Raw genomic sequence first — 25799 nt, 5'->3', positions numbered from 1 at the left:
ACGTCATCGAGATGCAATCTTTGACGCCGTACCCATTTCCGGCGACCTGTGCCGTCCGATGGTGCACCATCTTGCACTTTCAGGCGGACAGTTTGTGCCGCAGCAGCCTCGTGGTTTGCTAGGACACGATGCGCTCCGGCACGTCGGTCAGTTCGGACTGCAGGTCGGCTCTTGGATTTTGCCATGTCCAGGAGCGACGTCGGACCGCTCAGTTCTCGGCCGCCTTCGCTGCCGCTGAACAAGGCAATGCGTCTTGGAATCGGACGCATGGAACGCTCGACGTTCACCGCCATCAATTCTCTAGGTTGGAGTTGACCGGCCTGCAGGCCCGCCCTGTGTCGGATGCCGATTCTGCTCCGCCATATGCGATAGTCGTCACCGCAGGGGAATGTCTCTGCACCGAAGGCGGATCCGCAACCGCTAATCGGCATTCCTCGATGACTGCTCAATCAAGTACGACAGCCATGTCAGCATTCCGAAATCAGCATCCTCTGATGTCGCGGTTGTTACAGAGGCCGGGTTTAAAGAGCGCAAGCTACGCGGTCGCAATGAGACTGGGATTCCATCTGATGGCGATACAGTTCCAAAGTCCCTTGTGAGGATGGCCGTCCGAATGTAAGCGATTTCCTTGCCGGAGATCCTCCGCTGGCAGTTTCGACAATCACATTACGCGAGAAACACAACCTTTCCGCTACTTCCGTGCTGGCCCATATCCTGCATCGCGTGCAAATGTGAGACAAGAGAGCACCGAAGATGAGAGACACGTTTGCGCCTTTGCCTTCAATCGACGATACAGCAGCCGGTGTAGAGCCACCGACGACGATTAGCAACCTCGTGGAGACGAACGCGTGTAACTCTTGCGTGCGTTGGCCCCGCCGCTCTTGATTTCGTTCTAGCCTGCGCATCACGCGTTATGTGCGCCAGCATATCGATGTCGAGCGATGTTCGTGCGCGCCCGGTAGCAACCAACGCGTTTGGCGCAGGTTTCGCAACTTTGAGCGGCTTCGGATCAACCCGCCCCACACCGCGCGAACAGCCCCTTAGAGTCGACACCAATGCGCTCGCGACACGGATGAATGCGCGCCAATTCTGACACGAGGTGCTTAGACGTGCCCGATAAACTGAATCTTCGGAGTTTCAAGCTACATTCGCAACGCGATGCCGTGCTCAATGAAGTGCATGCGCGCCCGTTTATGCAGCTTGTTCCTCCGTTTAAGGTGACCCACTTCGCATTTCTTGCGCGGGGCGATTCGGCCGCAAGCGATCGCCGGGCCTTCGTCACGTTTTGTCGAGAGCGTGACCTTCCAGCTCCGCAGCTCTCAGCGAAACATCACCAAATCGACATCGGACCCGTTGTGCTTCGCTGGGAGCAGCATGCCGAATTCGCAACCTTTACCTGGATAGCGAATGGCCCGCTCGCTCGACAGAGCGGCGACTCCCAAAGTGCGGTTCACTCTTTGATGCGCGACTTGCGGCAGGAAGGGCAATTGCTGGTCGCAATCAAGTTGGATGTCGAGCAGCACGCCTCCCCATTGAGGCGCGCCGAACAACTTTTTGACAAGAGCAGCCTCGCCATGGTCCGCATAAAGGGCGGAGCAAGTGTTATGGCCTCGGATTTTCGCGTCGACGAAAACGGTTTCACCAAAATTCTTGTCTGCGACCTCGGGCTGACGCCGCACAATCTTGGTGCACTGGTGCAGCGGCTGCTTGAAGTTGAGACTTATCGTCCGTTGGCGTTGCTTGGTCTGTCGGCCGCTCTTGAGCTTGGTCCTTTTGTCGATCGCATCGATAGACGTCTCGGCGAGGTGCTCGAAGAAATGCAAGGCGCGGAGGGATTGAAGCTCAACAACCATCTGCTTGCCGAACTGACCGCGTTGGCCGCCTCTTTCGAGCGAGGCGCGACCGGAAGCCTGTTTCGCTTCGGCGCCAGCAGAGCTTATTACGAGCTGGTCCAATCCCGACTGTCCATCATCGAAGGCCATGAGATCACGGACTATCCGACATGGTCGTCGTTCCTGGCGCGCCGGATGGCGCCTGCGATGCGAACTTGCGAGACGACCAAGGATCGTGAGGTCACTCTGTCGGTCAAGTTGGCGCGCGCCGCCGATCTGCTGCGAACCCGTGTCGACGTTGAAATCGAACAGCAGAACCGCGACCTATTGCACGCTATCAATGAACGCACCGGACAACAGCTTCGGCTGCAGTGCACGGTGGAGGGATTGTCGGTCGCGGCGATAGGATATTACGTGGTTAGTTTGTTTGGCTACCTTGCCAAGGGAGCGCACGATGTTGGTCTCCATGTAGAACCCTCTTATCTAACCGCGGCGTGCGTGCCGGTCGCAGTCGGGGTGATCTGGCTGGTTAGTTACAATGCACGAAAGCGACACCTCAAGCATCGCGATGGGCCGTCCGTAACGGACAAGTAAGCATCGATTGTAGCTGATTGACAACAGAGCTTGACCGCAGACATGCCCGACCCCCGTGGCAGCAGTTTTCACCAAATCGTCGGCGGCCCAGATAGAGGTGATCGCCGACGGGAGGATTGCGCTTCAGCTCCGCTGAACGGTCGGCGCCAAGCTCTACACGCCTCCGTGCATGTCGGTGTGACCGGATGAGAGCCAAACCTTGACGCGGTTCAGGACCGTAACGCTTATCGTCGCCAAGACTCCCAGGTCAAGCATCGCGGGCGAGCGCCGCAAGATCGGTTTCGAGCTTCGGTTGATGCTTAAAAATAGCATCAATCAACGCCTGCGCTGGTTGCTCGGCGGCCTCAACCAGCGCCGCTTTCTCAGCCCGTGCAGAGGGAGCGAAGACTCGCTTGACGACGGTCGGCGAGCCCTTAAGGCCGCATTTGGAGACGTCCTCGACGCCGGCATCGTGCCCGCTCCATTTCACGATTGGTGCACGCGCAGCACGCAAGGCATCGGCCATCGCGCCGCGCCGAATCTGGCTGGTCCCCTCCAGCATGGTAATGAGACAAGGCAGCCTCGTGTGCAGCACCTGGACACCACCTTCGGAGCGTCGCTCCGCTTCAATTGTACGGGCAGCAAGGTCGAGGGTTTTGACCTTGGCGACGTAGGTCAGCTGCAGCACACCCAGCCGTTTTGCGATGCCGGGCCCAACCTGCGCGGTATCGCCATCGATGGTCTGCTTGCCGGTAAAGATGAGGTCTGGCGGGCCATATTCCTTGCCAATTTTTCGGATGGCGGTTGCCAGTGCATACGTTGTGGCCAGGGTGTCGGAGCCCGCAAAGCAGCGATCGGTGAGCAGTACGGCGCGATCGGCGCCAAAGGTCAGCGCTTTCCGCAAGGAATCTTCCGCCGATTGCGGCCCCATCGTCAGCACGGTTATTTCGCCGCCGAACCGGTCGCACAGCTCGAGCGCGGCCTCGAGCGCGAAGAGGTCATATGGGTTAATGATCGTCGGCACACCCTGACGCATGATCGTATTGGTCACGGGGTGCACGCGGATCTGCGCAGAGTCCGGAACCTGTTTAATGCAGACGACAATGTGCACTGAGTTGCTCCAAAGGTTGCGGTAGCTGCGAAGAGAACAGCAAGTATTGTACCACAGCGCCCGATTTTGGAATCTGTTAGCTGCCACAGAGGCTTAGATAGGTAGATCGCCCCTCCAGCCCGGTGTTCTGGACGAACGAATATCGACACCCGTCGGAACTGCAACAGCGCCATTCCGTTCCGTCCGACCACGGCGCGGAGCCGCGAGCTTGCAGGCCCACACCGCGACCTCCTGCGGAAGTCAAGCTGCAGGTCCGGGCACGCTCCGGAACGGCGCCAGTGTCGACGAGATCAAGGCGGCCTGCTTCGCGCGGCGGCATATTGCGGCATTCCTGCAGCTCTTGAGGCGTTCAAGGCAGCACAGGAGATCCTACGGACGGAGCACTGCCAAACGAGCGATGAGGTTGCTTATGCAGATCCCGATCGAGCCAACGGGAGCCACCTGCCTAACTGCTCCCTATGAGCCTCGATCTGCTGATTCAGACGATCCCATAGCCTTTGATGTTGGCGGGAGCCGCTCCAGGGAAAGACCATCAGCCCAAGCTTGGATCAGCCCTCAGTCGCTCTTGGAGTGCCTGCCGAGATTCCATCGTAAAATCGTAAATGCGATTGTGTGATGGCTGACAAAGCAAAGTCCTCAGTCGAGATCCTCCGGCGTGATATCGCGAGCACCATGCAGCACCCGTACGATCTCGACACCGTTGGGTAATGCTTCGTAGAACAGTACTTAGTTGCCGACAGTAAAGCTCCGAATTTTCATCCCCAGCTCGGGCCGCTGGCGGCCCGCCCGTGGATTCTCGGCAAGCATCTGAAAGGCATTGCCGATACGATCGAGCAAGCGATCCGCAGCCGCGGCGTTGTCCGACGCGAAGTTCTCGGCATGGACATCGGTCCCTCGGAGGCCGAGACGTTCTGGACCGCGTTCTTGCGCAAGCTCGCTCGGCGCGGGCTTCGTGGCGTCAAGCTCGTGATCTCCGATGCGCATGAGGGCATCAAGGCCGCCGTCAGCAAGGTGCTCAACACCGCCTGGCAGCGCTGCCGCGTCCACTTCATGCGCAACGTCCTGGCCCATGCCGGCAAGAGCGGAAGACGCGTCGTCTCCGCCTTCATCGCCACCGCCTTTGCCCAGGACGATGCCGAAGCGGCCAGGGCTCAGTGGCGCAAGGTCGCCGACCAGCTCCGTCCCAAACTGCCAAAGCTCGCCGCCTTCATGGATGAGGCCGAGCCAGACGTGCTCGCCTATATGAGCTTCCCGCCTCGGCACCGTGCCAAGCTGCATTCGACCAACCCGATCGAGCGCCTCAACGGCGAGATCAAGCGGCGGACCGAGGTGGTTGGCATCTTCCCAAATGAAGACGCCATCGTTCGCCTGGTCGGCGCGATCCTGCTCGAGCAGAACGACGAGTGGGCGGTTCAGCGGGCCCGCTACATGACGCTGGAAACCATCGCGCCGTTGAGCGATGATCCCGTCGTCAGCTTGCCCGCCGTGGCAGGCTGATGCCTTCCGACCCCGCCGGAAAATCGGCGGTGACCTGCCGCCAGCTACACCACGCCATGGGACACGATCCGGCGTGGTGGTCAAACTGGCTGGCGAATTGATCCCTAGCCAGGCTCAGAAAGCCCGCAGTGATTGGGAAGGTGCAATCTCAGAACGCACCAACGTGCATTCCGAACGGCCTGACCGACGCGCAAATGCTGGCGCCAACTACAACGCTGGTCGGTCCTCGCTTCGATTTGGCTGTGGCTCTCGCACGCGCGAGTGGCGATGGCATGGCAGGGCGAAGCCCGAAGTCTCACCATTAACGATCTGTGCAAGCTCCTGCCGCAAGTCGATCCAAAGGACGTCGAGAAAGCCGCTTTCGATCTGAATGCCCTGGGTTTGACCAGCATTCAGCGGTCGTTCGGTGAGCACTGGCGGCTTATCTGACGCGGTCATCCTTGCACCGTTGCCTGCAGCGCCATGAAATCAGCCGCCCGCCCGAGGTCGTCGGTGCCAAGCCTGCCAAGCAGCCTTTCGACGCCTAAGGGACGGGACCGTTGGGTGCGGACACAGCACGGTCACGTTTCGGAGGAGCTGGCGCGCCTGCCCTGAGGGTCGGCTCCTCTCTTGGACCTTGTGTGAGTTAGGCAACAGCCGTCACTCCGGGTACCTGCTAAGCAAGTGACGTTGGGAGTTTCAGGGCCCTAGCGCTGGGAATGACAGGGCGCCGCCGGGACAAACCATTTCGGGCCCGGCGGCGTAATTTTTGAGATTTGCCGCGCTGACGCGTGAGAGGCGTCTCGAGATGTCTGACGACAAGATTGCTACAAAGACCGTGCTGTTAGCGCTGGCCATCGGCATTGCCGTATGGGCGACTATGGGGGCGCCCGAGCCAGGCACAAATTCGCCGATGCACGTCGCCAGCAGGCGCTGAGGCCCCTGCCGGCACGACCCATGCAGTTAAATTGACGCTGGGGATTTCAGTGTCCCAGTTCAGGAAGGAAACGCCGCCGGGCGTGTATTTTTGAGACCGGCGGCGTCTTTTCCTCGCACAGCAAGCTTGCGCGATTGCCCTGCCTGCCCGTTTGGCGGTTTAGTCTCCTTGGGAGATTGGGCGCTGTCGCTTTAGGTCGGCGTCATTCGAGCGGTAGAGAAAGCGCAGGCAGCGGCTTATTGCCCTGCTCGCAACCTGTTCGCCCCTTGAGCGGTAGAACCGGCGTTGAGGCATCCAAGACGGTCCGGCCCATGAAATGGGTCAGATTGACGCCCGATGACCACTCCACATAACCAACAGCCGAAAAGGCAACCGCTCCCACGATGAGAATACTGAGCACTGAAGCGGCGGCTGCCGACGCCAAGCTTTGGCTGCTGAAAAACGGCATCACGATTCTCCGACACCGAGCTTCCACCCGCTCGTGCCTTAGGCCAACTCGCGATGATCGAGTGTGAACCGCCTCACATTTCACGGGCAGTTGATGCCGAGGCCGGACCGCCCATGCCGGTTCACGGCCGGCGGGCCAATTTTCGTTGATTCAGATCCTGGCCGCGGCCCAGTCGCAGACGATCCGGAAGCGGCTTTGTCGAGCAGGCCGGCGACAAGCACGCCGAAGGCCGCGCCTTCGATGGCCTCTTCAGTGAACTCGACGTTTGCGTCCCATTCGAAATGGAGGACCGCTGAGGCCGTCGCCCCCATTCGCTCGATGGTCGTGGCGCGCATTGTAACCATTCGCAGCTGATTCATGGCGTGCTCAAAGGCTTCTTCGGCCGCGGTATCGTCAAGACCGATCTGGTAAAGCCGGAGAGTCTCCTCGCTGGCGGCATCGAGGAGGCACGATATTTCCACGAAGCTGCGTCCTTGCTCGATCAGTTCGGCTCGAGATGTTTGGGCGGCAAGGGTGACGCCCGTCCGTGTTCTCCACCGCAAAAAGCCTGTCCGAGCGGGAGTACCTAGGACCGTTCCGGGGCAGCGTTCTGCCGTTAACAGGCCTACCTGCCGATCAGCTGACGAGTGTCGCTGTAGAACCTCAGGATCGCTCGTTGGCCACGGGTTGAGCGAAGCAATCCAGATACCGCTGAGCCAGTCATAAGCATTCGGATGAAGCTCTGCTTTCCAGCATGCCGTCGCCCACGATCAACTGTTTGAGCGGTTCTAGTCCGCGGCACGATCGAGTGGAAATACCGTTCGCAGATGGAAGCATAATGAATGCATATCGACGGCGACTCCGGACCAACGGAAGACCGCGCAAGAAAGGAGTAAGGCGATGGATACGGCAGACAACGCCGACGCGGTGACCACTTGCGCATGTACTGTGATGCACCGAAGATCGATATCCCGAGGCTTTCCTCAAATGAAGGTGGATGGCTTTCCACTGGCGGATAGGCTGGTCGCGGCGAGAATTCGTCATATTCCAGCTATCGGCGGGAGGCAGACCTGCTTGATCCCCTTCATGCCAAAACGGCGTGGGCAAATCTCGCACCCAGCTTGAGTCCCACGACTCTGGGTCGACAAATTGTGTTGGGGGCCCGGATCGATCCGCCGCAACCGCCCCTTGCCCACTGCTTAGACCGTATTGGAAGTTGCTCCCGATTGGCGCGTGCTAGTCTTTGAACATGGCGGATAATCTGACGCTCGTCAGCTTATCGACAGCTGAGCTTCCTAGCGTGCGCCTTTGTTGACGGCCGCCCTGTTTGACGGCGGCAAGCGCTGCAGGTCCTAGGGGTCATCCTAGGAGAAGCGCTATGACGATTTCGCGGGCAGAGGTGATCACATCGGTCGAGCGGCGGCGTCGGTGGTCCGCGAGATGAGAAGGAAAGCTAGTTGCAGCAGCGCTCGAGCCCGGAGCCACTGTTTCCGAGGTGGCTCGCATGGCCGGCCTTCATGTGAGCCAGCTGTTCAGGTGGCGCAAAGAGCTTGAGCCGCCTAATCGGCTGAGACGAGACATTATGGAGTTCAATGAATACAGAACGGGCCCAGCCTCGCGCCGGCATACCTTCCGAATCCGAATGCACCGTGCCAACATCTAGGGCCGCCGGGCAGTCCCCTTCATGCCTGACCCAGTGGGCGTCAGCCCTGACGCGGTGGGCGACAGGAGCGGCCGCCGCCGACCTCGTCTCGTCGCAGGACCGCGTCCTGGCGACCTGGGCAGCGGAAGAGGGGCAGGGCGAAGACGAGAATCGGCAAGAGGAGGTCAACCGGACGAGGGCATCGCGGGACGAAGGTGATGTCGGAGACGAGCTGAATTTGTCGTCATTGTCCCTGACCGCCTTGCCAGCCTCACTCTTGCCCAGGCTCCGCACCCTCAATGTCATCGGCAACCAGTTGAGCAGCCTGCCGGCCCGGCTTCCGGGCGGACTCCGGGACCTCTACGCCTCTGACAACCGACTGACCAGTCTGCCCGCCCTTCCGAGCAGGCTCCGGCACCTCCACCTCACGGCCAACGAGCTTTCCAGCCTGCCGGCAGAGCTGCCATCCAGGCTCCGCAGCTTGACTGTCGATAGCAACCAGCTGACCGATCTGCCCGCCCTTCCGGCAACGATCGAGGAGTTGTCTGCCAGCAATAACCAGCTGACCAGCCTGCCCGATCTTCCAGCAAGGCTGCGGTACCTGGACGCAGGCGACAACCAGCTGACAAGCTTGCCCGGCATTCCGGCCAGACTTCGATACCTGGACGTCAGCGAAAACAGCTGACCAATCTGCCAGAGACACTCCCGGTCGGCCTTGAAATGCTCGGCGCCAGCAATAATCAGCTGACCGGCCTGCCCGCGACCGTGCTGACGCAGCTCGGCAGCGCGTCCAGCATCGACGTGCGATCTAATCCGATACCGGGCCCAGTGCTGGCCGATTTGGCGTCAGCTACGCGTGGCCCGGATTATGCCGGCCCGCAGGTCTTGCTGTCCATGCCCCCACAACCGGTGGAACATCAGCCGCCACTCCTGCACCAGGTTGTCGCGGATTGGCTCGCGGACGAGCCCGGCGCGTGGCCGCCTGGCAGGGCTTCGCCGAAGAGCCGGGTGCGCAGGACTTCGCACTCTTTCTCGAAAGGCTCGCGGGCACCGTGAACTATGGTCATCAGGCGTTCCGCGACCAGGTGGCCGAGAATCTGCTACAGGCCGCGATGAGGCCGCGGCTGCGCGAGCAGTATTTCGAGCTGGCCAATGGAGCGACTGCGTCCTGCGAGGACCGCGTCACTTTGACTTGGAACGGTATGCAGACCGCACGCCTGAACTTTGATGTCAAGGATGGGCTTTATGACAGTCAGCTCGACCAACTGCTCCAACACGGCCGTGTCATGCTTCGTTTGGAGGCGCTTGACGATATCGCACGCGAGACGGTCCGCTCGCTCCGTCGTGCCGACCCGGAGGCCAATATCGACGAGATCGAGGTCTATCTTGCCTATCAGACCCAGCTACGGGATCGGCTGGAATTGCGCCACAGCGCTCCTGATATGCGCTTCTTGAATCTCTCTGACGTCACGGCGGACGACGTTGCCCGGGCTGAGACGTCGGTGCGGGAACAGGAAGCGGCGGGTTTCGCGGATTTTCTGGCAACGCGCTGGGAGCCTTGGGATACGGTGGTGAAGCGGATCGCCCCCGATGATCATGCCGCGATGCGGGACCGGCTTGCCGATGCAATGGGAGATGAGTTTGCGACGCGCTTGAACGAACGACTCGCGGAGCCTGGCCTGACGGATGATGTCGATGCCCGGCGGGTGGTCGGAGCCCAGATCCTCAGCGAAATCGCCCGCGAGATCAACGGCGAGCTGATGCATAAGGTTCTCCGGGAGCACGGCCTCGAGCTCTGATCGATGCGATAGCCGCTCCGATCATGCAGTCTCGTTTGGTCGTTACGGGACGAGCGATTGTTCAGGTTGAATGGATGCGTGCAGTTGCCGTCTGATGACCACCTCCGACCACTTCGGCGTGTTGTTCGCTCGCCGGCCTTACCTAGTAAACCCGCAATTCTACACTTGTAAGCGACGCCACAGTTCAAGATCATTGCTCGCCTGGATTTCGGCGAACAGGCATGTTCGTCGGTGCAAGGCTGTGTCAGGTCACGACTGGCATAGCCTGGGTTGAACTTGATCACGCATGATACTTCGACAGCGCGGCCAATGCCGCCTCATGATTCGCTCACGTCGTAGCCGATGTCGCTCTCCGCCACCGGGATAAGACTTCATCCAGATCCCGTCTGTGACCGCGAGCGGAGCGCGCTGGCGGATCGGGAGCGCAGAACGCCCTGCCGAATCTCCGTGCCCATCGGCTCAAGATTTCATAGCTCATTCGACGCCCAGCGCCGCCGGCATTCGTCGACAATGCGCAAGCCGGAAATACAACCAAACGCTATATCCGATCATTTCTGGTACGAAGTAATGGCGACGATAAACTAGGGCGCTCGCCGCAGAGCTACCGGGCCGGAGGGCTGCCACCGCTGACCATCCGATAGGGCGGCGCGCGGCTCACCTTCTGTATCGATCCAAAGTCACTTCGGCGCTCTCGGCTCGACACCATGCCCGAGGGAGGCCGATGACGTAAGCGTGACGGAAGAGATCGGAGCCAATTCCGCCCCGCCCGAGCGCGAGCAGCTACGCTGCGGCTTCGTCAGCTTCTCGAAAGCTTGCTCTGGTAGGATGTCTGCTCAGGTGATCTTGGACATGAGGCTAGGTGGACCCGAACAATTGTGACCCATCCAATGTAACAGTTGGTCGCAGCTGCAGCATGCCACTTCGGAAGAGCAGCAAGAAGGGCCGGCGAGGCAATGGGCGTTTGAGCCGTCCTTGGCGACGGCGCTCCCAGCCAGTACCGGTACCTGTCCTCACCAATCTGAAGAAGACCAGCGCCGAATTGATGACGCGACTAGTAATGCTACGGCTCGGAGTCTTAAAAAGGGACACATTAAAGCAGTACCACCGAACTTCGCCGATTACGGGCATGTTCTCTGCTTTCGACGTCAAGCGTTTGATCTGCGCAAATCAGCAATCTTATCGCTCACGTCAACGAATTCTACTAATCGAACGATGAAGGCGCCGTTGAGCAATCTTCGCGCTTGCTGCGAGCCAGCTGCTCGCAGTGCGATTCCGCCCACCCCCCTCAGAGGACGACGAGAGTTTCTTTGAAATGACGACTCGTACCGATAGGCGCAGCGAGGCCGCCCTTGACCAGTATCACCCTGCTCTTCGCAGATTCTCCGAGGCACTTATTCTTGAGAGCCAGACGATATCCGGACTGGACCACGACTCGCGGGTCAAGTCCGCTCGGAGGCTGTTCCCGCGCGACAAGAATCTCATCTCCGCGCTAAATTTGTTTCGTGCTGCGGAGCTCTGCGCAAAATTCGGTTCGTAATACGGAGCGTGCCTTGTCCGGGCGCTTCGAGCGGGCAGCTAAGCATTGCAGCCTTGGCGGAGTAATCTTCTATAGTCATTTGCCAGCTTCGGTTGGGTTAGGCGACACGGCACGTGACCACTTATGGCATTCAAAAGCATGTCGTTCCGATGGAAATTCGCTATTTCCGTGGCGTTGGCGATTAACCCGCCGTCCGAGCTAGCCGGGGGCGATAGGCTCGCTCTGTCCGAAATCAGATGACGGACGATATTCGGGTACGGCGCATCGGCGCCGACGACGTGAATAAACGTTTGGAGCGTCTCGCCGACATCCTCATTGACTGCGTCGCCTACGGCGACTCGGTCAGCTTTCTGCCACCGCTAACTCGGCGACGTGCGCTGGTGTACTGGCGTAGCGTCGCGGACGCGGTTAGTTGCAATGGATGCGTGTTACTGGCTGCGGAAGATGGCGCAGGTCAGATTGTCGGCACAATCCAGATGGTACCTGCCGCGTCCGAGAACCAATTGCATAGCGCTCGAGTCGTCAAAGTCCTAGTTGAAAGAAGTGCACGCCGTCGCGGCGTCGGGCGCCGGATGCTCTGGGCTGTCAGCGAGTTAGCACGAAACGAGGGAAAGTCGTTGTTGACGCTTAGCACTACCACAGGCTCCGCTGCCGAGCATCTTTACGCCAGCGAGGGATGGCAGCGGGTGGGCATCATCCCCGGGTGTGTGCTCGCCCCTGACGGTACATATCGCTCGGCGACCTTCTTCTACAAGCATCTCTGACACTACAAAGCTGACTTCGCGCTTGCTATTTACAGACAACCTCTGTCCGGTCCCGTCCTGACAAATCATCATCGTCGGGGAGCATCAGTGACATTACCGCTTTATTTTATGATTTTGTGAACAGCGACGACTTTGGCTTTGGAGATAAGAAATCAAACGGATCAGACGGTGGATTATTCAACTGCCGCACGGCCGGTCATCACAATGCCGAGCCGACGATCGGCAAGATAACGTTAATTTGCCGCTCCGATTCTCATTCAACGTCCATAGCGCGGGGCCCGCAAAGCTTGAAGCAATCCCTACCATTGCGCTTGACATACTCACCCAGCTCCTAACGACCTCGTCTTGAGGCCTCAAGATAGTGGGTATGTCGTCGCAATCTCAATATGGTAGGCAAGGCGATTAGCGACTCTTGAACGAGCCCACGAAGCCGTCGGCCTATTTTGCTGCTCGGGCAGCCGTTGGATGAAGTGTGCGAGCCAGGCGAACGACCGCCATAAACTTTCGTATCGTTACGTGCCCCCTTGAGGTGCCCAATTTTTACCATGGTTCAATTGAGCCGCTGATCACGATCCTCTTAGCTGCATGTGCGGCTGGCCATAGCGACAACTCATTCGTCTCGCCGGCTTCGTCGACTGATAGCGAATCAGGAGGTCGCGAATTCTATTTTTCGTCGGAATTGCAGCATTTGCCGAGACGTGGATAGAGATACTGATGGAACCATTCGAGCTTGCGTGGTGCGAGTTCGAATACCAATGGGCTCTCAGATGCCTCGAAGCGAGGGAAAACAGGGCGAAGGACGCTGGTCCCAGAGCGCAGAGATTCAACCGTTCTGATCCATCGTGCGGGAGGGCCTGTGGGCCAAACACTCTATGACAGCGGATGGCCACGCACGCCACGAGCGGCGATACAGCGATCGAAAGCTCGCTCAAAGAGTTAAAGAATAGCAAGCGCGGTCCCAATCAGAAGACCATCACCAAGCAGCGTAAAGGCGGCGTCGTGCACGATGCACCGATGGGCGCAAGACCGTCCGCTCGATTGAGGAGGAAGCAATCGTCGTTCCCTCTGGCAAGAACACCTTGAGAGCCGCAAATCTATCGAGAATTTGGGCGCCCTTGCTGCGACGAACACGGTACGCAATCATGTTGGAGCTCCGGTATAAATACGGGAATGAGGCTGCGCCGGCGGTAAGCATGCTCACAAAATCCATGACAATTGAACTCGCGCTAGTTGTGGTTCGGTCGATATTCTGCCAAGCGTAACTGTCGGAATGACGGATCCACGACCTAGAAGGCAGGGGACCTCTCGATCGTAAGGACGGGTCGCCAGAATGAATAGATCAGCAGCAAAGAAGATGCGGCAGCGCAGTGCCGGCAAGCCTGATATTGAGTTGGGCAGACGGATCCGCCTGCGGCGTGTGGAGCAGAAGATTTTGCAGGCCGAACTCGGCGATAAGCTCGGCGTCAGCTTCCAGCAGGTCCAGAAGTACGAGAAGGGCGTCAACCGTGTCGGCGCTGCCCGTCTTCAGCAGATCGCCACTACGCTCGGCGTCCCCGTCACCTTCTTCTACGACGGCGACAACAAGGCGCGCGAGGTTCAGAGCCTCCTGTTCCTGGACAGCGCCTTCAGCCTGCGGTTGCTGCGCGCTTACAGTAAGATCAAGGATCAGACCGTCCAGCGTCAGCTGGTGTCGCTGATGGAGTCGATCGCCGCCGACGAGGATTGACCGGCACTCGACGTCAGATCGCGGCACATGGACGCGATCTCGTCTCAGGCCCCACTCGCGCGGCGAGAGCGGTCGATTGACTTGTACACGCCTCACTTTCAGCCGGTAATCTCAGGGTACTTTCCTCGATCACCGGCCCCGCGTCCCCGACGTCGATACGTTCCTGGTTGACGGATCGAGCGACAATCTGATCTTCGAGCTCGCCAACTCCGCCATTGACATCTGCCTCATGGTGAGGAGCGCCGCCCTACGTACGAAAGGCGAAGCCGCGCGACTTGCTATGGAGTGGCGTCGTTGCGGCAGGCCGCCAGGAAAAACGGCACGCTCTCCGTCACGTGCGTGCGGATGTGCGCCCGCAGTGCCTTTGGATCTTCGCCGAACACCGCTCGCATGACAGCGGCGCGATTACGAGTTCGAGGAAGAACTGGGGCGTCTTGGTCACGCGCTCCGAGGTGAAGATGGCAGAGGGCCATGCCGTGCCTCGAGCCTAACGTCCTTCAGGACGCCGGCGCGTTATGCGTGCCGCGTTTGCGCATCATGCGCCGACTTTCGCCAGATCGGGAAAGCGGCGCGCTTCGGTGACTGCCATATATGAAGTCGGCGATTGGGATATGTTTGAGTATCTCGGTCTCGAGAACCGTCAGTCGCTCTTCGAGCATCCCGCTCGACGGCGCCTTTCCTATCCTTTCTGCACTATTGCCAAGTTGCGCAGGGTGATCGCGGCAACCAGCGCCTCTTTGGTCGGGAAAACGGGTATAGACCGTTGCCTTGCTAGCACGGCACGCGATCTCCTCGACGCTGACGCCGGCGAGTTCACGAGCCAGGAACCACTCGCATGCCGCGGTCAGGATCCGCAGGTCCACTTCGGCGGCCAAGTCCGTCGGCGGCCGTCCCATGCGCACCGCCTTTTTGCGCCGCCCACCTTATGTCGCTCCTTCATTCATCCACCCTAGTTTGTCCATTCAATTAGTCTTCTGGGAAAGAGAATGTGGCTTAGGCGCCATGATCCAGCGCCGAACTGACGGGAAGAGCGGCGAACTGATCGATATCGGAGCTGTTGGCTGCCGCTGGTCGGCGACGGACGGCGTCCGTCAGGGGCCGCACAATGGTTTCAACCCGTAGCGTGCCGGCGGGTTCTCCACCGCGCCGCTCAGTCCAGTTCTCGCTGGGCTCCAAGCGAACTCGCCTTGCCACGGCGGCAGGCGGGCGGCTCCTCGCATGCGTGGTCAATCTGCCGCCGAGGCGAGCCGCCCTTTTTCAGATTTCGCCCAAACACCCACTGTCCTCTCATCGTCCGCGCGTTCAGAACCGCTTGATTTCGATTCCGTACTTCCTCAGCGCGTAGCCAATCTGGCGCGGCGTTAGTCCGAGCAAGCGTGCAGCTTTTGCCTGTACCCAACCAGATTTTTCCATGGCTGCAATGACCCGCTCGCGATCGGCCATCTTCGCCCCACTTACGAGGACTGTGCCAGGGGGTGCCAGTGAGGCCAGTTCGCCGCCGACAAATGGGGCCGGCGCGGTTGTTTCAGACTGCGAAGTGATCGGCTTGGCGGGCACTGGGACGGGCGGTGCCGATTGGACTGTCGCCTCCTCGGATGTACTTTTCCACAGCATCGCGGAAAGGCACTGGCCGTGGCAACATGCAAAATCGTTTCTCACGATCGATGGCCCGGCCGACAGGGTCGCTGTGCGCTCGATGCAGTTTTCGAGCTCGCGGACATTTCCCGGAAAGCCGCAGTTCATCAGCACATCGATCGCGCTCGGCTCCAAGGTCAGCGTACGGCCGTTCACGCTGTTGAAATTCCTCAGGAACTCGCGCGCAAGCAGCGGAATATCGCTGCGTCTTTCGCGCAGCGGCGGCAGCAGCAGGGGAACGACGCTGATGCGATAGTAGAGGTCTGCGCGAAACTCGCTTCTTGCCACAGCTTCTTCAAGGTTCTTGTTGGTTGCGGCTATGACTCGAACATCGACCTTTATGGTCTGGTTGCTGCCGACCCGCTCGAACTCCTGCTCCTGCAAGACTCGAAGCAACTTCGCCTGGAACGGGGCCGAAATCTCGCCGATCTCGTCAAGGAATAGTGTACCTTTGTCAGCAAGCTCGAAGCGCCCCTTGCGCGAGCTGAAGGCGCCAGTAAAGGCACCTTTCTCATGACCGAACAATTCGGATTCAAGCACTGTCTCAGGCAGTGCCGCGCAATTCAGCTTAATGAAGGGCCGCTTGGCGCGGGACGATGATTCGTGAATAGCCTTGGCTACAAGTTCCTTTCCGGTACCGGATTCGCCGCGCAGCAGAACCGTGCTGTTCGATTTGGCCACGACCGCGATCTTTTCGAGCAACCCACGCAGCGCCGGGCTGTCGCCAATGATCCCATGAACAGGTAGCTTCTTACGCTCTCGTACAGGCTGCCTAAACTCGAATAATTGCTTTTGCAGACGGTCCTTCTCCGCCATCAGCCGCTCGCGATCGCAGGCGAACAAGCGATGAAGCCTCACTGTCTGTCCCACCAGGTTGGCGATCATGGTGAGCAGCCGCGCATCATAATCGAGCCGGAGACTCGACCTTTCGTCACGAACACGGTCGAGCGTCAGTGTACCCACGACTTTCGGATCGATGCGGATCGGAACTCCGATGAACGACACCGGCATATTATCCGAGGCACCGAGCGCTTCAAGGTCAGCTGCGCTGAACGCCGGCTCCGCTGCCACGTTCTCGGCGACAAGAGGCCTGTCGGTCGCAACGATCTGGTCGATTGCCTTGCGTGGCAAGCGCATCCGGAAGCGGTCGTCGCTGCCTTCGCTCCAGCCAGCACCCACGGTAATGTCCGGCATCCCGTCATCGTCGAACAGTGAAACGATACCGTGTCGCATCTGCACAAACGATTGCAGAAGGCCCACGACGTTGGCCAGCGTGACCTCGAGCCGGCAGGGAGCGGTGAGTATTTTCGATATTTCGAAGATTCCGGTCAGCGCGCTCTCGCGCAACGGCTCGCCCGAGAGCTCGCGCTCCGTCTCTGGATGAGAGGCAGGTATCTCGCGTGCGGAAGCGATATGCAGCATGAGGCGGTCTCCGTGATTTTGATCATCCTCCCTAGCACCTTGTTCGGATTTGCGAGCTTCGTTTTGCATGTCATGCTCGATCTAGCGTCACAAGTTAACGAGATGACATAGAAGCGTAACACCTTTTCATGGCACGACGGTAACCTTACAGTGGCTTGATTTCATTTTTTTCGGGATAGATGCGCGACGTCAGCGTAGAGCACGAGCTCCAGCGCCGACGCTCAAGTTAGCTGTTTGCTAGGCTTGCTCATCACAGATGTTGCCCACCATTGATCGGCACCTCGGCCCCCGTAACATAGCTTGCGGCATCCGAGCATAGGAAGAAGATGACCTTGGCCACTTCGTCGGGTGTTCCCACTCTGCGCAACGGGATGCTTGGCACGAGACGCGCTTCCGTGTCGGGCGACAACATGTCCGTCCTGATCTCGCCGGGCGCGATCGCGTTCACGCGAACGCCATGCGGCGCATAATCGTGGGCCATTTCGCGTGTGAGACTCGCAAGCGCAGCCTTCGACGTCGCATACGCGCTGCCGGCAAACGGGTGCACCCGCGAACCAGCGATCGACGTCACGTTGACAATCGATCCTGACGCGGCCCTTAGCTCCTCAAATAAACCCTTCGCCAACAGGATCGGGGCCACGAGATTCAGATGGAACACTCTCATCCAGATTTCGGTTGACGTCGTCAACGACGTCAGCCGATCACCATCGGAAGTCTTCGGCGAGATGCCGGCGTTGTTCACTAGTGCGTGCAAGGGTCCGCCCGCCAAACGTTCCTTGACCTGCGCGATCAAGCGCGGCAGCATTTGATGATCGCTAAGGTCGACCTGGACATGATCCTCGCGCCCGGAGTCCCACGGGCACCGCGCGCCATCGAATGGCTGGCGCGCGCAAGAAATGATGCGCCAACCTGCCTCCGAAAACAGCTTGGCAGTAGCATGCCCAATTCCGCGCGATGCCCCAGTCAGCAACATCGCCTTCTGCTCTCCCTGGTGGAAGCGGGCTTCATCGGCGCGAAAGGGACAGCCCAAATGTGTCTCGGGCAGCGGACCTGCGACCAGATCGTCATTTGGCAGATCGAGACCCACGCCCGCCTCCTCTCCTGTAGCGCCGCTGGCGAACGCGTAGCAGGATTTGGGCCACTGCGATGCACGCAAAGACGCTCCGGTTTTGCGTCCTAATGTCGCGCACTCCAAACGCTTGGCGGATTCGCGACATGGCGCGTGTGCTTTGCAACATGGATGGTGCATCACCAACACAATGCCTGGAGCACACTGGGCCACTGCTAGGACCAGACACCACACTGCGCTCTCGTGATCGAGATTCGAAGCAGCGAGCGGACAAGGAACGCTCCTCGTCGAGGCAACAATTGGTCACGATGGTAGAGACACCCAGTAACCGTGTCGGCACGAAACGAAACCTGACGCACCAACTCCATACGTTAGGTTTTCTCGCAACTGATACCGAGCCCATCGCAGCACATCGCTGCGCTGATTGGTTGCGCGATCACGAGCTGGCGCACTGAATGTCCAACTCAATACTCGAACCCGAAGGGTCTGTCCGCGCCAGCGAGTGGTGGCCCGCGGCAACGGAACTCACCGGCTCAACGTAACCTCCTTCGATAACTTAATCCGTGACGAACCCTCGAAACGCCTTCACTTGCGGGTCCTCGTGATGCAAAGCCGAGGACGATGTCCATCTGGTCAGCGCGGCGGCAGTACGTTAACGCCGCTCTTGTCAAGCTCGAGCTTCAGCGGACGGCATTCGGCCGCCGCAACTTGCTTTTCTCCAGGGCAAGGACCCGTTGAAGCGTCGGTTTGGGCGATCAATTGCCGCCCGGAAACATAGTGGCAGTACTGCTCGATGCAAAAAGCGGCGATCAGATCGATGAGACGGGTTACGACTTTCATGAAGCCACGAGTTCTTTTGATGCTTCTTCAATCAAGATCAATCGGCTCGGATCGTTCAAATCGAATTCTATAACGCGCGGCGCTAGGAGGCGCGCATAGCGCGTGAAAGCGCTCGTCGGCGGGAAACGGATCACAGTATCGCATCGCGCAAGCAGATACATCTCGATGAGAGCGGAGAAGCCGCCCTCCGCTCCGAGCGCCGCGCTGTGCAACGGCCCGGCCTGAGCCGCCTGGAAGCGCTTTGGGATGGTGAAAACGTCAGGAAACATAGCTGACACCTTCTCAAGGACGAGCGCGCTGTCTGTGCACAGGAAAGCCCTGACAGGCTTTGCATGCGGTAACGCCTTGGCCTTGTCGATAGCGTTACAGACCTGTTGCAAAGCGCGCTCGGGATCAGCCCAGTAGGGCGCATGCCCCATAATATCCTCGCCGTTGCCGTGCCGAACATGAATGCCGATCACGCTATACGGCTCAAAGTGCTCACGGAAGATGGCATCAATCCGTGCCTGCACTTCGGATCGCGGCTTGATGCTCCGAAAGATCTCCCGTTCAGCCTCCTCATCGCAGCGCCACATCAGGCAGGCGTCACACACAACTGTATTTGCATCGCTGTCTTGCCCGCTTTGGAAAAGCTGATCGAGTTCATCGCGTTCCCGGAAAATCTGCTCATCCGGTCGATAGGCGCAATCAATAGCTGGCCTATTCCACCATGCCGGAAAGAATGGTCCAGGAAATGAGTGCTGATTGATCTGGTCGTCGCAGATCACCCGTACGCCGGCAATGTCTTGAACCGGTTCGAAGAAGACGGAAAAGGCGTTGGTGAATGGTTGATCGAGATAACAGGACCCCCGCCAATCGATGACCAGCTTCCGTCCGGTCCGCTCGGCAAAACGCCACGCTGCAGCCAGCGACCAAAGGCAGTCGCCCAAGCCCGTACGCCGTCGGGAAACAACGAACCGATCATTTTTCCAACCGCCAGGCATTTGCATTGCTTCCTTCCGGACTCCTCGTTGAACAAGAGACGTCATTGGAGACAGCCCACATATGGTCTTGGCCGATGTTTTGGTCGGCGCTTGTGCTGCTCGCGCGTTGCGTCGGTAGAACTTCATAGCAGCGCTATCCTCGTAGCGGGTTCCCTCAACGCTGGCCGCTTCTCTTCTATTAGAGCTGTTGCGCCGATATACCCGATTTCAACCGGATGCCTATTGTGCCCTATTCCACTCGACCTAGCCTCCTGTACATGGAGGCGCAGCCTTGGCCATACACATGATCGCCGGTTATGCTTCGCCTATCGCTTTAATGCGGACGCAAGCGGCGCGTGGCGGATGCAGCCGAACGCCCCGCTGTTCCCACAAGAGCCGCAGTTCCTTGACGAGATCTTCGCGCCGGGGCTGGTCCAGCATAGTTGTGTCGAGAAGCCAGCCGAGCGAGGCCTCCCCCTCGATCCGCACCAGCAGGTCGAAGAGCTCATGCGAGATACGCATACTCTCGGGCCCCGAATGTCCGATACGGATCTCGCAAACCGCTTCCTGCCGATCTTCCGCTGTGTAGGCGCGAATACGATGAAGGGATGCATACGGAGGCAATGAAACGCTCAGTGTACACCAATCGCGCAGTGTTGCCGGCCGCTTCTTGACGAGGAATGGCCCAACTACAAGTCCGTCCAGGTCGGTCGTCAAGAAGGTGGCGATGGCGTCTGAAACGGAATCGACGATCGGCTCGGCATTGTTGTTGAAGGACGTGTTTAGAAGAACCGGGATGCCGGTTCGCTTCTTGAATGCATTAATGACATCCCAATAGGCAGGATTTGTGTTGCGCGAGACCGTTTGCAGCCGAGCAGTTCCATCAACGTGCGTGACCGCACCGAGCACGCCATGGTGAGCCGCACGCACACGAACCACGAAGTTCATGAAGGGAAACTCCCGCTTGCCGCCTGGGAGCTCAAAGAACTCGCTTGCATCCTCCTCCAACACTGACGGCGCAAACGGACGATAGCCCTCGCGCTTTTTGACCATCGCGTTTATCCGGTTCTTGTTTTCCGCTGGCCGCGGGTCGGCGAGAATGCTGCGGTTGCCAAGCGCACGTGGCCCGAACTCAGAACGGCCCTGAACCCAGCCGATGACAGCGCCATTTGCCATCCAGTCCGCTGCACTGGTTGCGATGTCATCACTACGTTGAAAATCGAGGTGGCCGGACCATGCAATGAGCTCGCGTTCTATGGCATGCTCGGTCCCGAGATCGGGTCCCCAATAGACGTCCGACAGTCGCTCGCGCGGCGCGGGCCGACCCAGCTCGTTTGACATCATCAATGCAGCGCCGAGTGCGCAACCGGCGTCGTGCGCTGCGGGCTGGACGAAGATGTCGTCGAAAAGCCCGGAATAGAACAGCTTACCGTTCATCGTGCAATTGTGGGCTACGCCTCCCGCCAGGCACAAGCGCTTCATGCCCGTCGCTTCGCGATGATGCCGCAGGATATGAAATATGATCCGCTCCAGCGCTTCCTGCAGCGAAGCGCTGACGTCTCGATGCTGCTGCGTGAATGCCATTCCCTTTCGCCGGACCTGGATGCTGCGGATCAAGGCCGGGCCGATTCGATCCAGATGGACCCGATAACCACCATTGTCCAACAATTCGTAGAACTGCGCGAAGAGCTCGCGATAGGGAGCAGGGTCACCATAGGGGGCAAGCCCCATCACTTTGTACTCGTCGAACAACCCGTAGCCGAGATAACGGATCGTCTCGAGATAGAACAGCCCGAGAGAGTTATGTTCTGAAAAGCTTACGAGTTGCGAAATTTCGGTGCCAGACCCCACTGCCAGCAGACCTGAGAGAAAGTCCCCGCCGCCGTCGACCGCAAAGATCAGGCTTTGCTCAAATCCAGACATGGCAAATGCGCTCGCGGCATGCGCTTCATAGTGATTTACGAAGCACACGCGCGACGCATCGACGTCGGTGCCGAATTCCCTTGCCAACAGCTGACGTAGCAACAGTTTGGCGTCCAACGGCACTGGCTGAGAAACAAACAGCCGCTCCAGCATGGTATTGCAGTAGGCTTCAGTCGCGTAGAACGCGATGCGGTCGATCTCGCAAAGCTCAACTCCTGCAGTTGAAAGGCAGTATCGGATCGAGTTGCTTGGGAACTTGTTGGAGTGCTTGACTCGATTGAGGCGCTCCTCTTCGACAGCAGCAAGCACACGGCCATCCCGCACGAGCACCGCAGCGCCATCGTGCAGAAATGTATTGGGCAGCTCGGGCGAGTTCTGATAGATTCTGTCCAGACCGCCACTCACTCCGAGACACAACATTCCGCTCTCCATTTAATCATGACAGGAAGGCCAATCGCCCTCCCAACTAAATCGTCTGTACCGTCACGCCCACGCGGGCCAGGCAGCACAACCAATGCTCTTGCGAAGCCCCCCCGGCGGCGAGCCGGCTCGGCCTATTTAGGTGCTCGGCGTTCCCGCACCGTTCGACCGATCCGGCGGCGTACGCCCGGCTTGTTATCAAGTCATTGCGACTGCTTCTGTCACAGCTCACGCTGCCTCAACCAAGACAGAGCATTGCGAACTCCGTCAACGCAGCAGACGACGCCGAAACAAGGCCGTCGACACAAAGAAAGGTAATACCGCGTACATGCAGAGCGCACCGACATGGAAGGCAGCCCCGCCGCTGGCCGCACGCTCCAGCATCGCCGGGCGGATGAGATCCACCGAATGCGCCAGCGGCAAAAAGCCAGCGACCTGCTGAAAGGAGCTCGGCAGTTGGCTCATCGGAAAGATTGCGCCACACAGAAACACCATGGGTGTCAGGATTAGTGTCTGGTAAAACACGAAGTAGTCGTAACTTGGCGCAAGAGATATGACGACCATCGCCAAACTTGCGAAGACAAGGCCGGTCAAGGCCACCATCGGCATTGCATACAAAATGGACGCCCAGGATGCATAACCCAGCGTCGCAGCGACAATTCCGATTGCGGTTCCGGCCAGAACGGACTTACTGGCTGCCCACACCAATTCGCCCAGAACGACGTCGCCAAGCGTGAGTTGTGTGGACAGGATTGCTTCCCAGGTACGCTTGGCATCCATCCGAGCAAAGGTTGCATACATGGTTTCAAAGGTCGCGGACGTCATGGCGCTGGTCGCGACCATGCCGGCCGCCAGAAACGCGATGTACGAAGTCCCGTCAACGCGGCCCACGATTAGTCCAAGACCAAAGCCAAGGCCGAACAGGTTGGTTATGGGATCTGCGAGGTTGCCGAGAACAGATGCAAGTGCGACTTTCCTCCATGCCAGGAAGTTTCGACGCCATACCGCGATCCAGTTGTACGGGTTAGCCGGCATCAGCGCCGCATAACTTTCACCCATCGCTCATTTCTCCATCTCGCGCCCGGTCAGCCGCAAGAACACGTCTTCGAGATTCGGCGGCCGCTGCAGAATGCGAAGGCCCGCTCGGCCGCGCAGCTGCACACGTACCTGCTCCGGATAGGGCGCATAGCAAAACAGCGTCTCTCCACTCACTTCGATGTGCCGAGCATAAGGCCTGAGTGGTTCAACGAACTCATGTGGATCACCGCCATAGATCTCGATCACGTCGCATCCGATATGCTCGTCGATCAAGGCGTCCGGCTTTCCTTCGGCGATCTTGCGTCCACTCTCGAGCACGCAAAGCCGATCGCATAGGCGTTCGGCTTCTTCCATGAAGTGCGTGGTGAGCAGAATTGTTTTTCCACGCGCAAGCAGAACGCGCAAACGTTCCCAGATCAGGTGGCGCGCGTGCGGATCCAGGCCGGTCGTGGGCTCGTCCATCACGAGAAGATGCGGATCATTGATCAGGGCACGCGCCAGTGTCAGCCGACGCTTCATGCCGCCCGACAGATGCGCGACGCGCACGTCCGCCTTGCTTTCGAGCCGCGCAAACGCGAGCAACGAGGGTACGATCGTCTCAACCTTGCGAGCACTCATGCCGAAGTAACGACCAAATACCAGCAGGTTCTCGCGTACGGTGAACTCGAGTTCGAGATTATCGAACTGCGGGACAACGCCAATCCGCACACGTGCTACACGAGCGCGTGCAGGCACAGGCTCATTGAGGACTGTAATCTTGCCCGCGTCCGGCGAGATCATCCCGAGCAGCATGCGCGCAATCGTGCTCTTGCCGGCTCCATTCGGCCCGAGCAGGCCGAAGCATTCTCCGCGCGCAACCGAGAACGACAGCTCATCGACGATGATCTTGTCGCCAAATGATTTTCTTACGCCGGCAAGCTCGATTGCTGCGCTGGACATGTTCATCCTAAGCGGACAAAAGTCGTTCAGCCGACGTGGATTTGCTTACGACCGTTTTGGTCCAGAGCATACCGTCGCACCACACATGCTCTACGCGTCCCCAGTGGCAGGCGGCGGCCGCATCCGGGAAGAATCCTCGTCCGTGGAGGTTCGCACTCGTGTTGCAAAGCAGCGGAATGCCTGTGAGCTGTTCGAACTCGACGAGAAGCTCGGCGATTTTGTGGGGAGAGTTGCGGGCGACTGTCTGCAATCGTGCAGAGCCGTCCAGATGGACGATAGCAGGGACCTTATCGCGCCACTCCGCGCGAGTCTGGTGATCGAACAGCATATAGGGATCTGGCGTCCCGGGGCTGAAGATCTCCGGCGCCCGGTCCTCCAGGCAAATCGGCGCTACTGGCCGGAACTGCTCGCGGCGCTTGATATCGTTGAGGTGATCTTTCATTGCCGGCGAGGTTGCTGCTGCAAGAATGCTTCTGCCACCCAACGCCCGCGGCCCAAGCTCGGCGCGTCCCGAAAGGAAGATTACCGGCGTGTTGTCGGCAAGAATAGCCGCAAGCTCGCGGAGAGTGCATGGCGCAGCCTCCCATTCTGACGGACTTTCGTTGGCCTGCAGCGCCGGACCGCTGTAGACCGACCATTTTAGTGGCCCGAATCCCTTTTGTGCCGCCATCGCGCTGCATGCAGCGCCAATTGCCGAGCCGCTGTCATTTGGAAACGGCGGCACCCAGACCTCATCGAACAATCCCGTCGCCCGAAGCGCACTGTTCCACTTGATATTGAGCCCGCACCCCCCGGCTACGCATAGGTTCCTCGCGCCCGGAAGCGACGAGTGCCGCAGCAGAACCATCGCGATTTCCCGGACAAGAAGACGTTCCAAGAACACATGAAACGACGCAAGGACGTCTTCGGCTCGCTTGGCTGTCAAGCGCAGCGCGCTCGCCTCAAAAAAGTCGTGCACAGCGGCAAGCGACGCCTCCGCATTGTTGATGTCGGCGCGGTAGCGACGGGCCTGCTCCGTATCGGCAGCGAAGCGCTTTTCGTAAAGCTCCTGAAATACTGCCACGATGGTTTCGTCGACAGAGCCAAGGGCGATATAAGCCATCAGCTTGCCGGCGATGCCCAAGTCCCAATTGGTGCGATTCGGCTGCCTGTAAGGCCCGAAATGAAGACCCGCGGCAGCATAGGCATGACCGATCATTGGAAACAGACTGGCAATGAGCCGCGCGCCTCGAGGTTCGACATAGTAGAGACGTGGAAAGATGCAGCCATCCCATACCAGACAGAACGCGGGTTTTCCGGCGCTGGCAAACGGGCTGGTGCTGTATGCCGAGGCGACGTGGCCCGTGACGTGCGGGTAACTCTTATAGGGAAATACCTTGCCGCCGAGGATCAGGCCATAGCCATCGACCGAATCTAGAAGGCCCTCGGCATGGCGCTCGACATATGGCGCCCCCTTCAACGCGATCGGAACCGCACCACTGAGAACCTGGAACTGCGACTCGATCTCTCCATCCCAGCCGTCGATGACGAACTGATCAATATCTCGTGGATCTAGGCCATGCTCAGCCAATGCGAGCACGACTGCATCAAGGTTATCGACGGATTGATACCGTGGATTGTTGCCGCGCTTCTCTTGCTCCGTGCAAAAGACAAGCTGCCCGTCCTCGACGACAGCGATTGCTCCGTCATGTGTTAACTTGATGCCACAGATGCGCATATGACCCCCT

19 protein-coding genes and 3 pseudogenes are annotated in these 25799 nt (G+C 59.1%); 9 read left to right on the top strand and 13 right to left on the bottom strand.

The window, feature by feature from the left end; translation table 11 throughout:
* Nucleotides 1–1109: 1109 nt before the first annotated feature.
* Nucleotides 1110–2426 carry a DUF3422 domain-containing protein gene (locus CO675_RS27935; protein WP_097675056.1) on the top strand — a complete coding sequence of 439 codons (1317 nt, stop codon included), beginning with the start codon at nt 1110–1112 and terminating at the stop codon, nt 2424–2426.
* Between the two features lie 247 nt (nt 2427–2673).
* Here CO675_RS27935 and CO675_RS27930 read toward each other — a convergent pair whose 3' ends face one another.
* Nucleotides 2674–3516, bottom strand: a complete 843-nt coding sequence (locus CO675_RS27930) for an electron transfer flavoprotein subunit beta/FixA family protein (protein WP_097675022.1) — start codon at nt 3514–3516, stop codon at nt 2674–2676.
* A 726-nt stretch (nt 3517–4242) separates the two neighbouring features.
* Nucleotides 4243–4353 (bottom strand): type II toxin-antitoxin system RelE/ParE family toxin, encoded by a 111-nt coding sequence (locus CO675_RS41630; protein ID WP_349644036.1) that lies wholly within the window; start codon nt 4351–4353, stop codon nt 4243–4245.
* A gap of 24 nt (nt 4354–4377) precedes the next feature.
* On the opposite strand from CO675_RS41630, the pseudogene CO675_RS27915 reads away from it, so the two are divergent.
* From CO675_RS27915 to CO675_RS41625, 3 genes and pseudogenes are all read left to right on the top strand, one after another.
* Nucleotides 4378–5013: pseudogene (locus CO675_RS27915) on the top strand (IS256 family transposase); the annotation flags it as partial.
* A 267-nt stretch (nt 5014–5280) separates the two neighbouring features.
* Entirely contained in the window at nt 5281–5442 is a 162-nt protein-coding gene (locus tag CO675_RS27910; protein ID WP_245452954.1) for a hypothetical protein, read from the top strand.
* Nucleotides 5436–5531: pseudogene (locus CO675_RS41625) on the top strand (IS481 family transposase); the annotation flags it as partial. The gene CO675_RS27910 and the pseudogene CO675_RS41625, both read left to right, overlap by 7 nt.
* A 600-nt stretch (nt 5532–6131) precedes the next feature.
* Here CO675_RS41625 and CO675_RS40190 read toward each other — a convergent pair.
* Both CO675_RS40190 and CO675_RS41125 read right to left on the bottom strand, forming a co-directional pair.
* Nucleotides 6132–6377 (bottom strand): hypothetical protein, encoded by a 246-nt coding sequence (locus tag CO675_RS40190; RefSeq protein ID WP_143279156.1) that lies wholly within the window; start codon nt 6375–6377, stop codon nt 6132–6134.
* Nucleotides 6378–6457: 80 nt separating this feature from the next.
* Nucleotides 6458–6919 carry a hypothetical protein gene (locus CO675_RS41125; RefSeq protein WP_198964774.1) on the bottom strand — a complete coding sequence of 154 codons (462 nt, stop codon included), beginning with the start codon at nt 6917–6919 and terminating at the stop codon, nt 6458–6460.
* Between the two features lie 902 nt (nt 6920–7821).
* On the opposite strand from CO675_RS41125, the pseudogene CO675_RS42035 reads away from it, so the two are divergent.
* The 5 genes and pseudogenes from CO675_RS42035 to CO675_RS27880 all read left to right on the top strand — a co-directional run.
* Nucleotides 7822–8019: pseudogene (locus tag CO675_RS42035) on the top strand (transposase); the annotation flags it as partial.
* Nucleotides 7949–8683 (top strand): leucine-rich repeat domain-containing protein, encoded by a 735-nt coding sequence (locus CO675_RS41620; RefSeq protein WP_245452953.1) that lies wholly within the window; start codon nt 7949–7951, stop codon nt 8681–8683. The pseudogene CO675_RS42035 and the gene CO675_RS41620, both read left to right, overlap by 71 nt.
* Before the next feature lie 289 nt (nt 8684–8972).
* Nucleotides 8973–9797 carry an NEL-type E3 ubiquitin ligase domain-containing protein gene (locus tag CO675_RS41615; protein ID WP_245452952.1) on the top strand — a complete coding sequence of 275 codons (825 nt, stop codon included), beginning with the start codon at nt 8973–8975 and terminating at the stop codon, nt 9795–9797.
* A gap of 1773 nt (nt 9798–11570) precedes the next feature.
* Complete coding sequence (locus CO675_RS27885; protein WP_097675020.1) at nt 11571–12098, top strand: GNAT family N-acetyltransferase; 528 nt, start codon at nt 11571–11573, stop codon at nt 12096–12098.
* A 1354-nt stretch (nt 12099–13452) separates the two neighbouring features.
* Nucleotides 13453–13824, top strand: a complete 372-nt coding sequence (locus CO675_RS27880; RefSeq protein WP_245452951.1) for a helix-turn-helix domain-containing protein — start codon at nt 13453–13455, stop codon at nt 13822–13824.
* A 497-nt stretch (nt 13825–14321) separates the two neighbouring features.
* Here the strand turns inward: CO675_RS27880 and CO675_RS27875 are convergent, their stop codons facing one another.
* The 9 genes from CO675_RS27875 to nodU form a co-directional block, all read right to left on the bottom strand.
* Nucleotides 14322–14720, bottom strand: a complete 399-nt coding sequence (locus CO675_RS27875) for a TetR/AcrR family transcriptional regulator (RefSeq protein ID WP_143279155.1) — start codon at nt 14718–14720, stop codon at nt 14322–14324.
* Between the two features lie 406 nt (nt 14721–15126).
* A complete protein-coding gene (gene nifA / locus CO675_RS27870) occupies nt 15127–16881 on the bottom strand; it encodes a nif-specific transcriptional activator NifA (protein ID WP_502693414.1) in 1755 nt (584 codons plus the stop codon).
* Nucleotides 16882–17131: 250 nt separating this feature from the next.
* Nucleotides 17132–17968: an SDR family NAD(P)-dependent oxidoreductase gene (locus tag CO675_RS27865; protein WP_097675055.1), complete on the bottom strand. Its 837-nt coding sequence runs from the start codon at nt 17966–17968 to the stop codon at nt 17132–17134.
* Between the two features lie 615 nt (nt 17969–18583).
* Complete coding sequence (locus CO675_RS27860) at nt 18584–18790, bottom strand: hypothetical protein (protein ID WP_097675016.1); 207 nt, start codon at nt 18788–18790, stop codon at nt 18584–18586.
* Nucleotides 18787–19899 carry a nodulation protein NodZ gene (locus CO675_RS27855; RefSeq protein WP_097675015.1) on the bottom strand — a complete coding sequence of 371 codons (1113 nt, stop codon included), beginning with the start codon at nt 19897–19899 and terminating at the stop codon, nt 18787–18789. The genes CO675_RS27860 and CO675_RS27855 overlap by 4 nt, the downstream gene beginning before the upstream one ends.
* Nucleotides 19900–20067: 168 nt before the next feature.
* Nucleotides 20068–22095 (bottom strand): carbamoyltransferase family protein, encoded by a 2028-nt coding sequence (locus CO675_RS27850; RefSeq protein ID WP_097675054.1) that lies wholly within the window; start codon nt 22093–22095, stop codon nt 20068–20070.
* Between the two features lie 267 nt (nt 22096–22362).
* The gene (locus CO675_RS27845; RefSeq protein ID WP_097675014.1) at nt 22363–23154 is read right to left on the bottom strand and encodes an ABC transporter permease; all 792 of its coding nucleotides are present in this window, start codon (nt 23152–23154) and stop codon (nt 22363–22365) included.
* Between the two features lie 3 nt (nt 23155–23157).
* A complete protein-coding gene (gene nodI / locus CO675_RS27840; RefSeq protein ID WP_097675013.1) occupies nt 23158–24078 on the bottom strand; it encodes a nodulation factor ABC transporter ATP-binding protein NodI in 921 nt (306 codons plus the stop codon).
* Nucleotide 24079: 1 nt separating this feature from the next.
* On the bottom strand, nt 24080–25789 hold the full coding sequence (gene nodU / locus CO675_RS27835; RefSeq protein WP_097675012.1) for a nodulation protein NodU: 1710 nt from the start codon (nt 25787–25789) through the stop codon (nt 24080–24082).
* Nucleotides 25790–25799 lie beyond the last annotated feature (10 nt).

The organism is Bradyrhizobium sp. C9 (assembly GCF_002532045.1).
Taxonomy (GTDB): Bacteria; Pseudomonadota; Alphaproteobacteria; order Rhizobiales; family Xanthobacteraceae; genus Bradyrhizobium.
The sequence above is the reverse complement of the archived record's forward strand: the minus strand, read 5'-3'. Positions and strand labels throughout refer to the sequence as shown.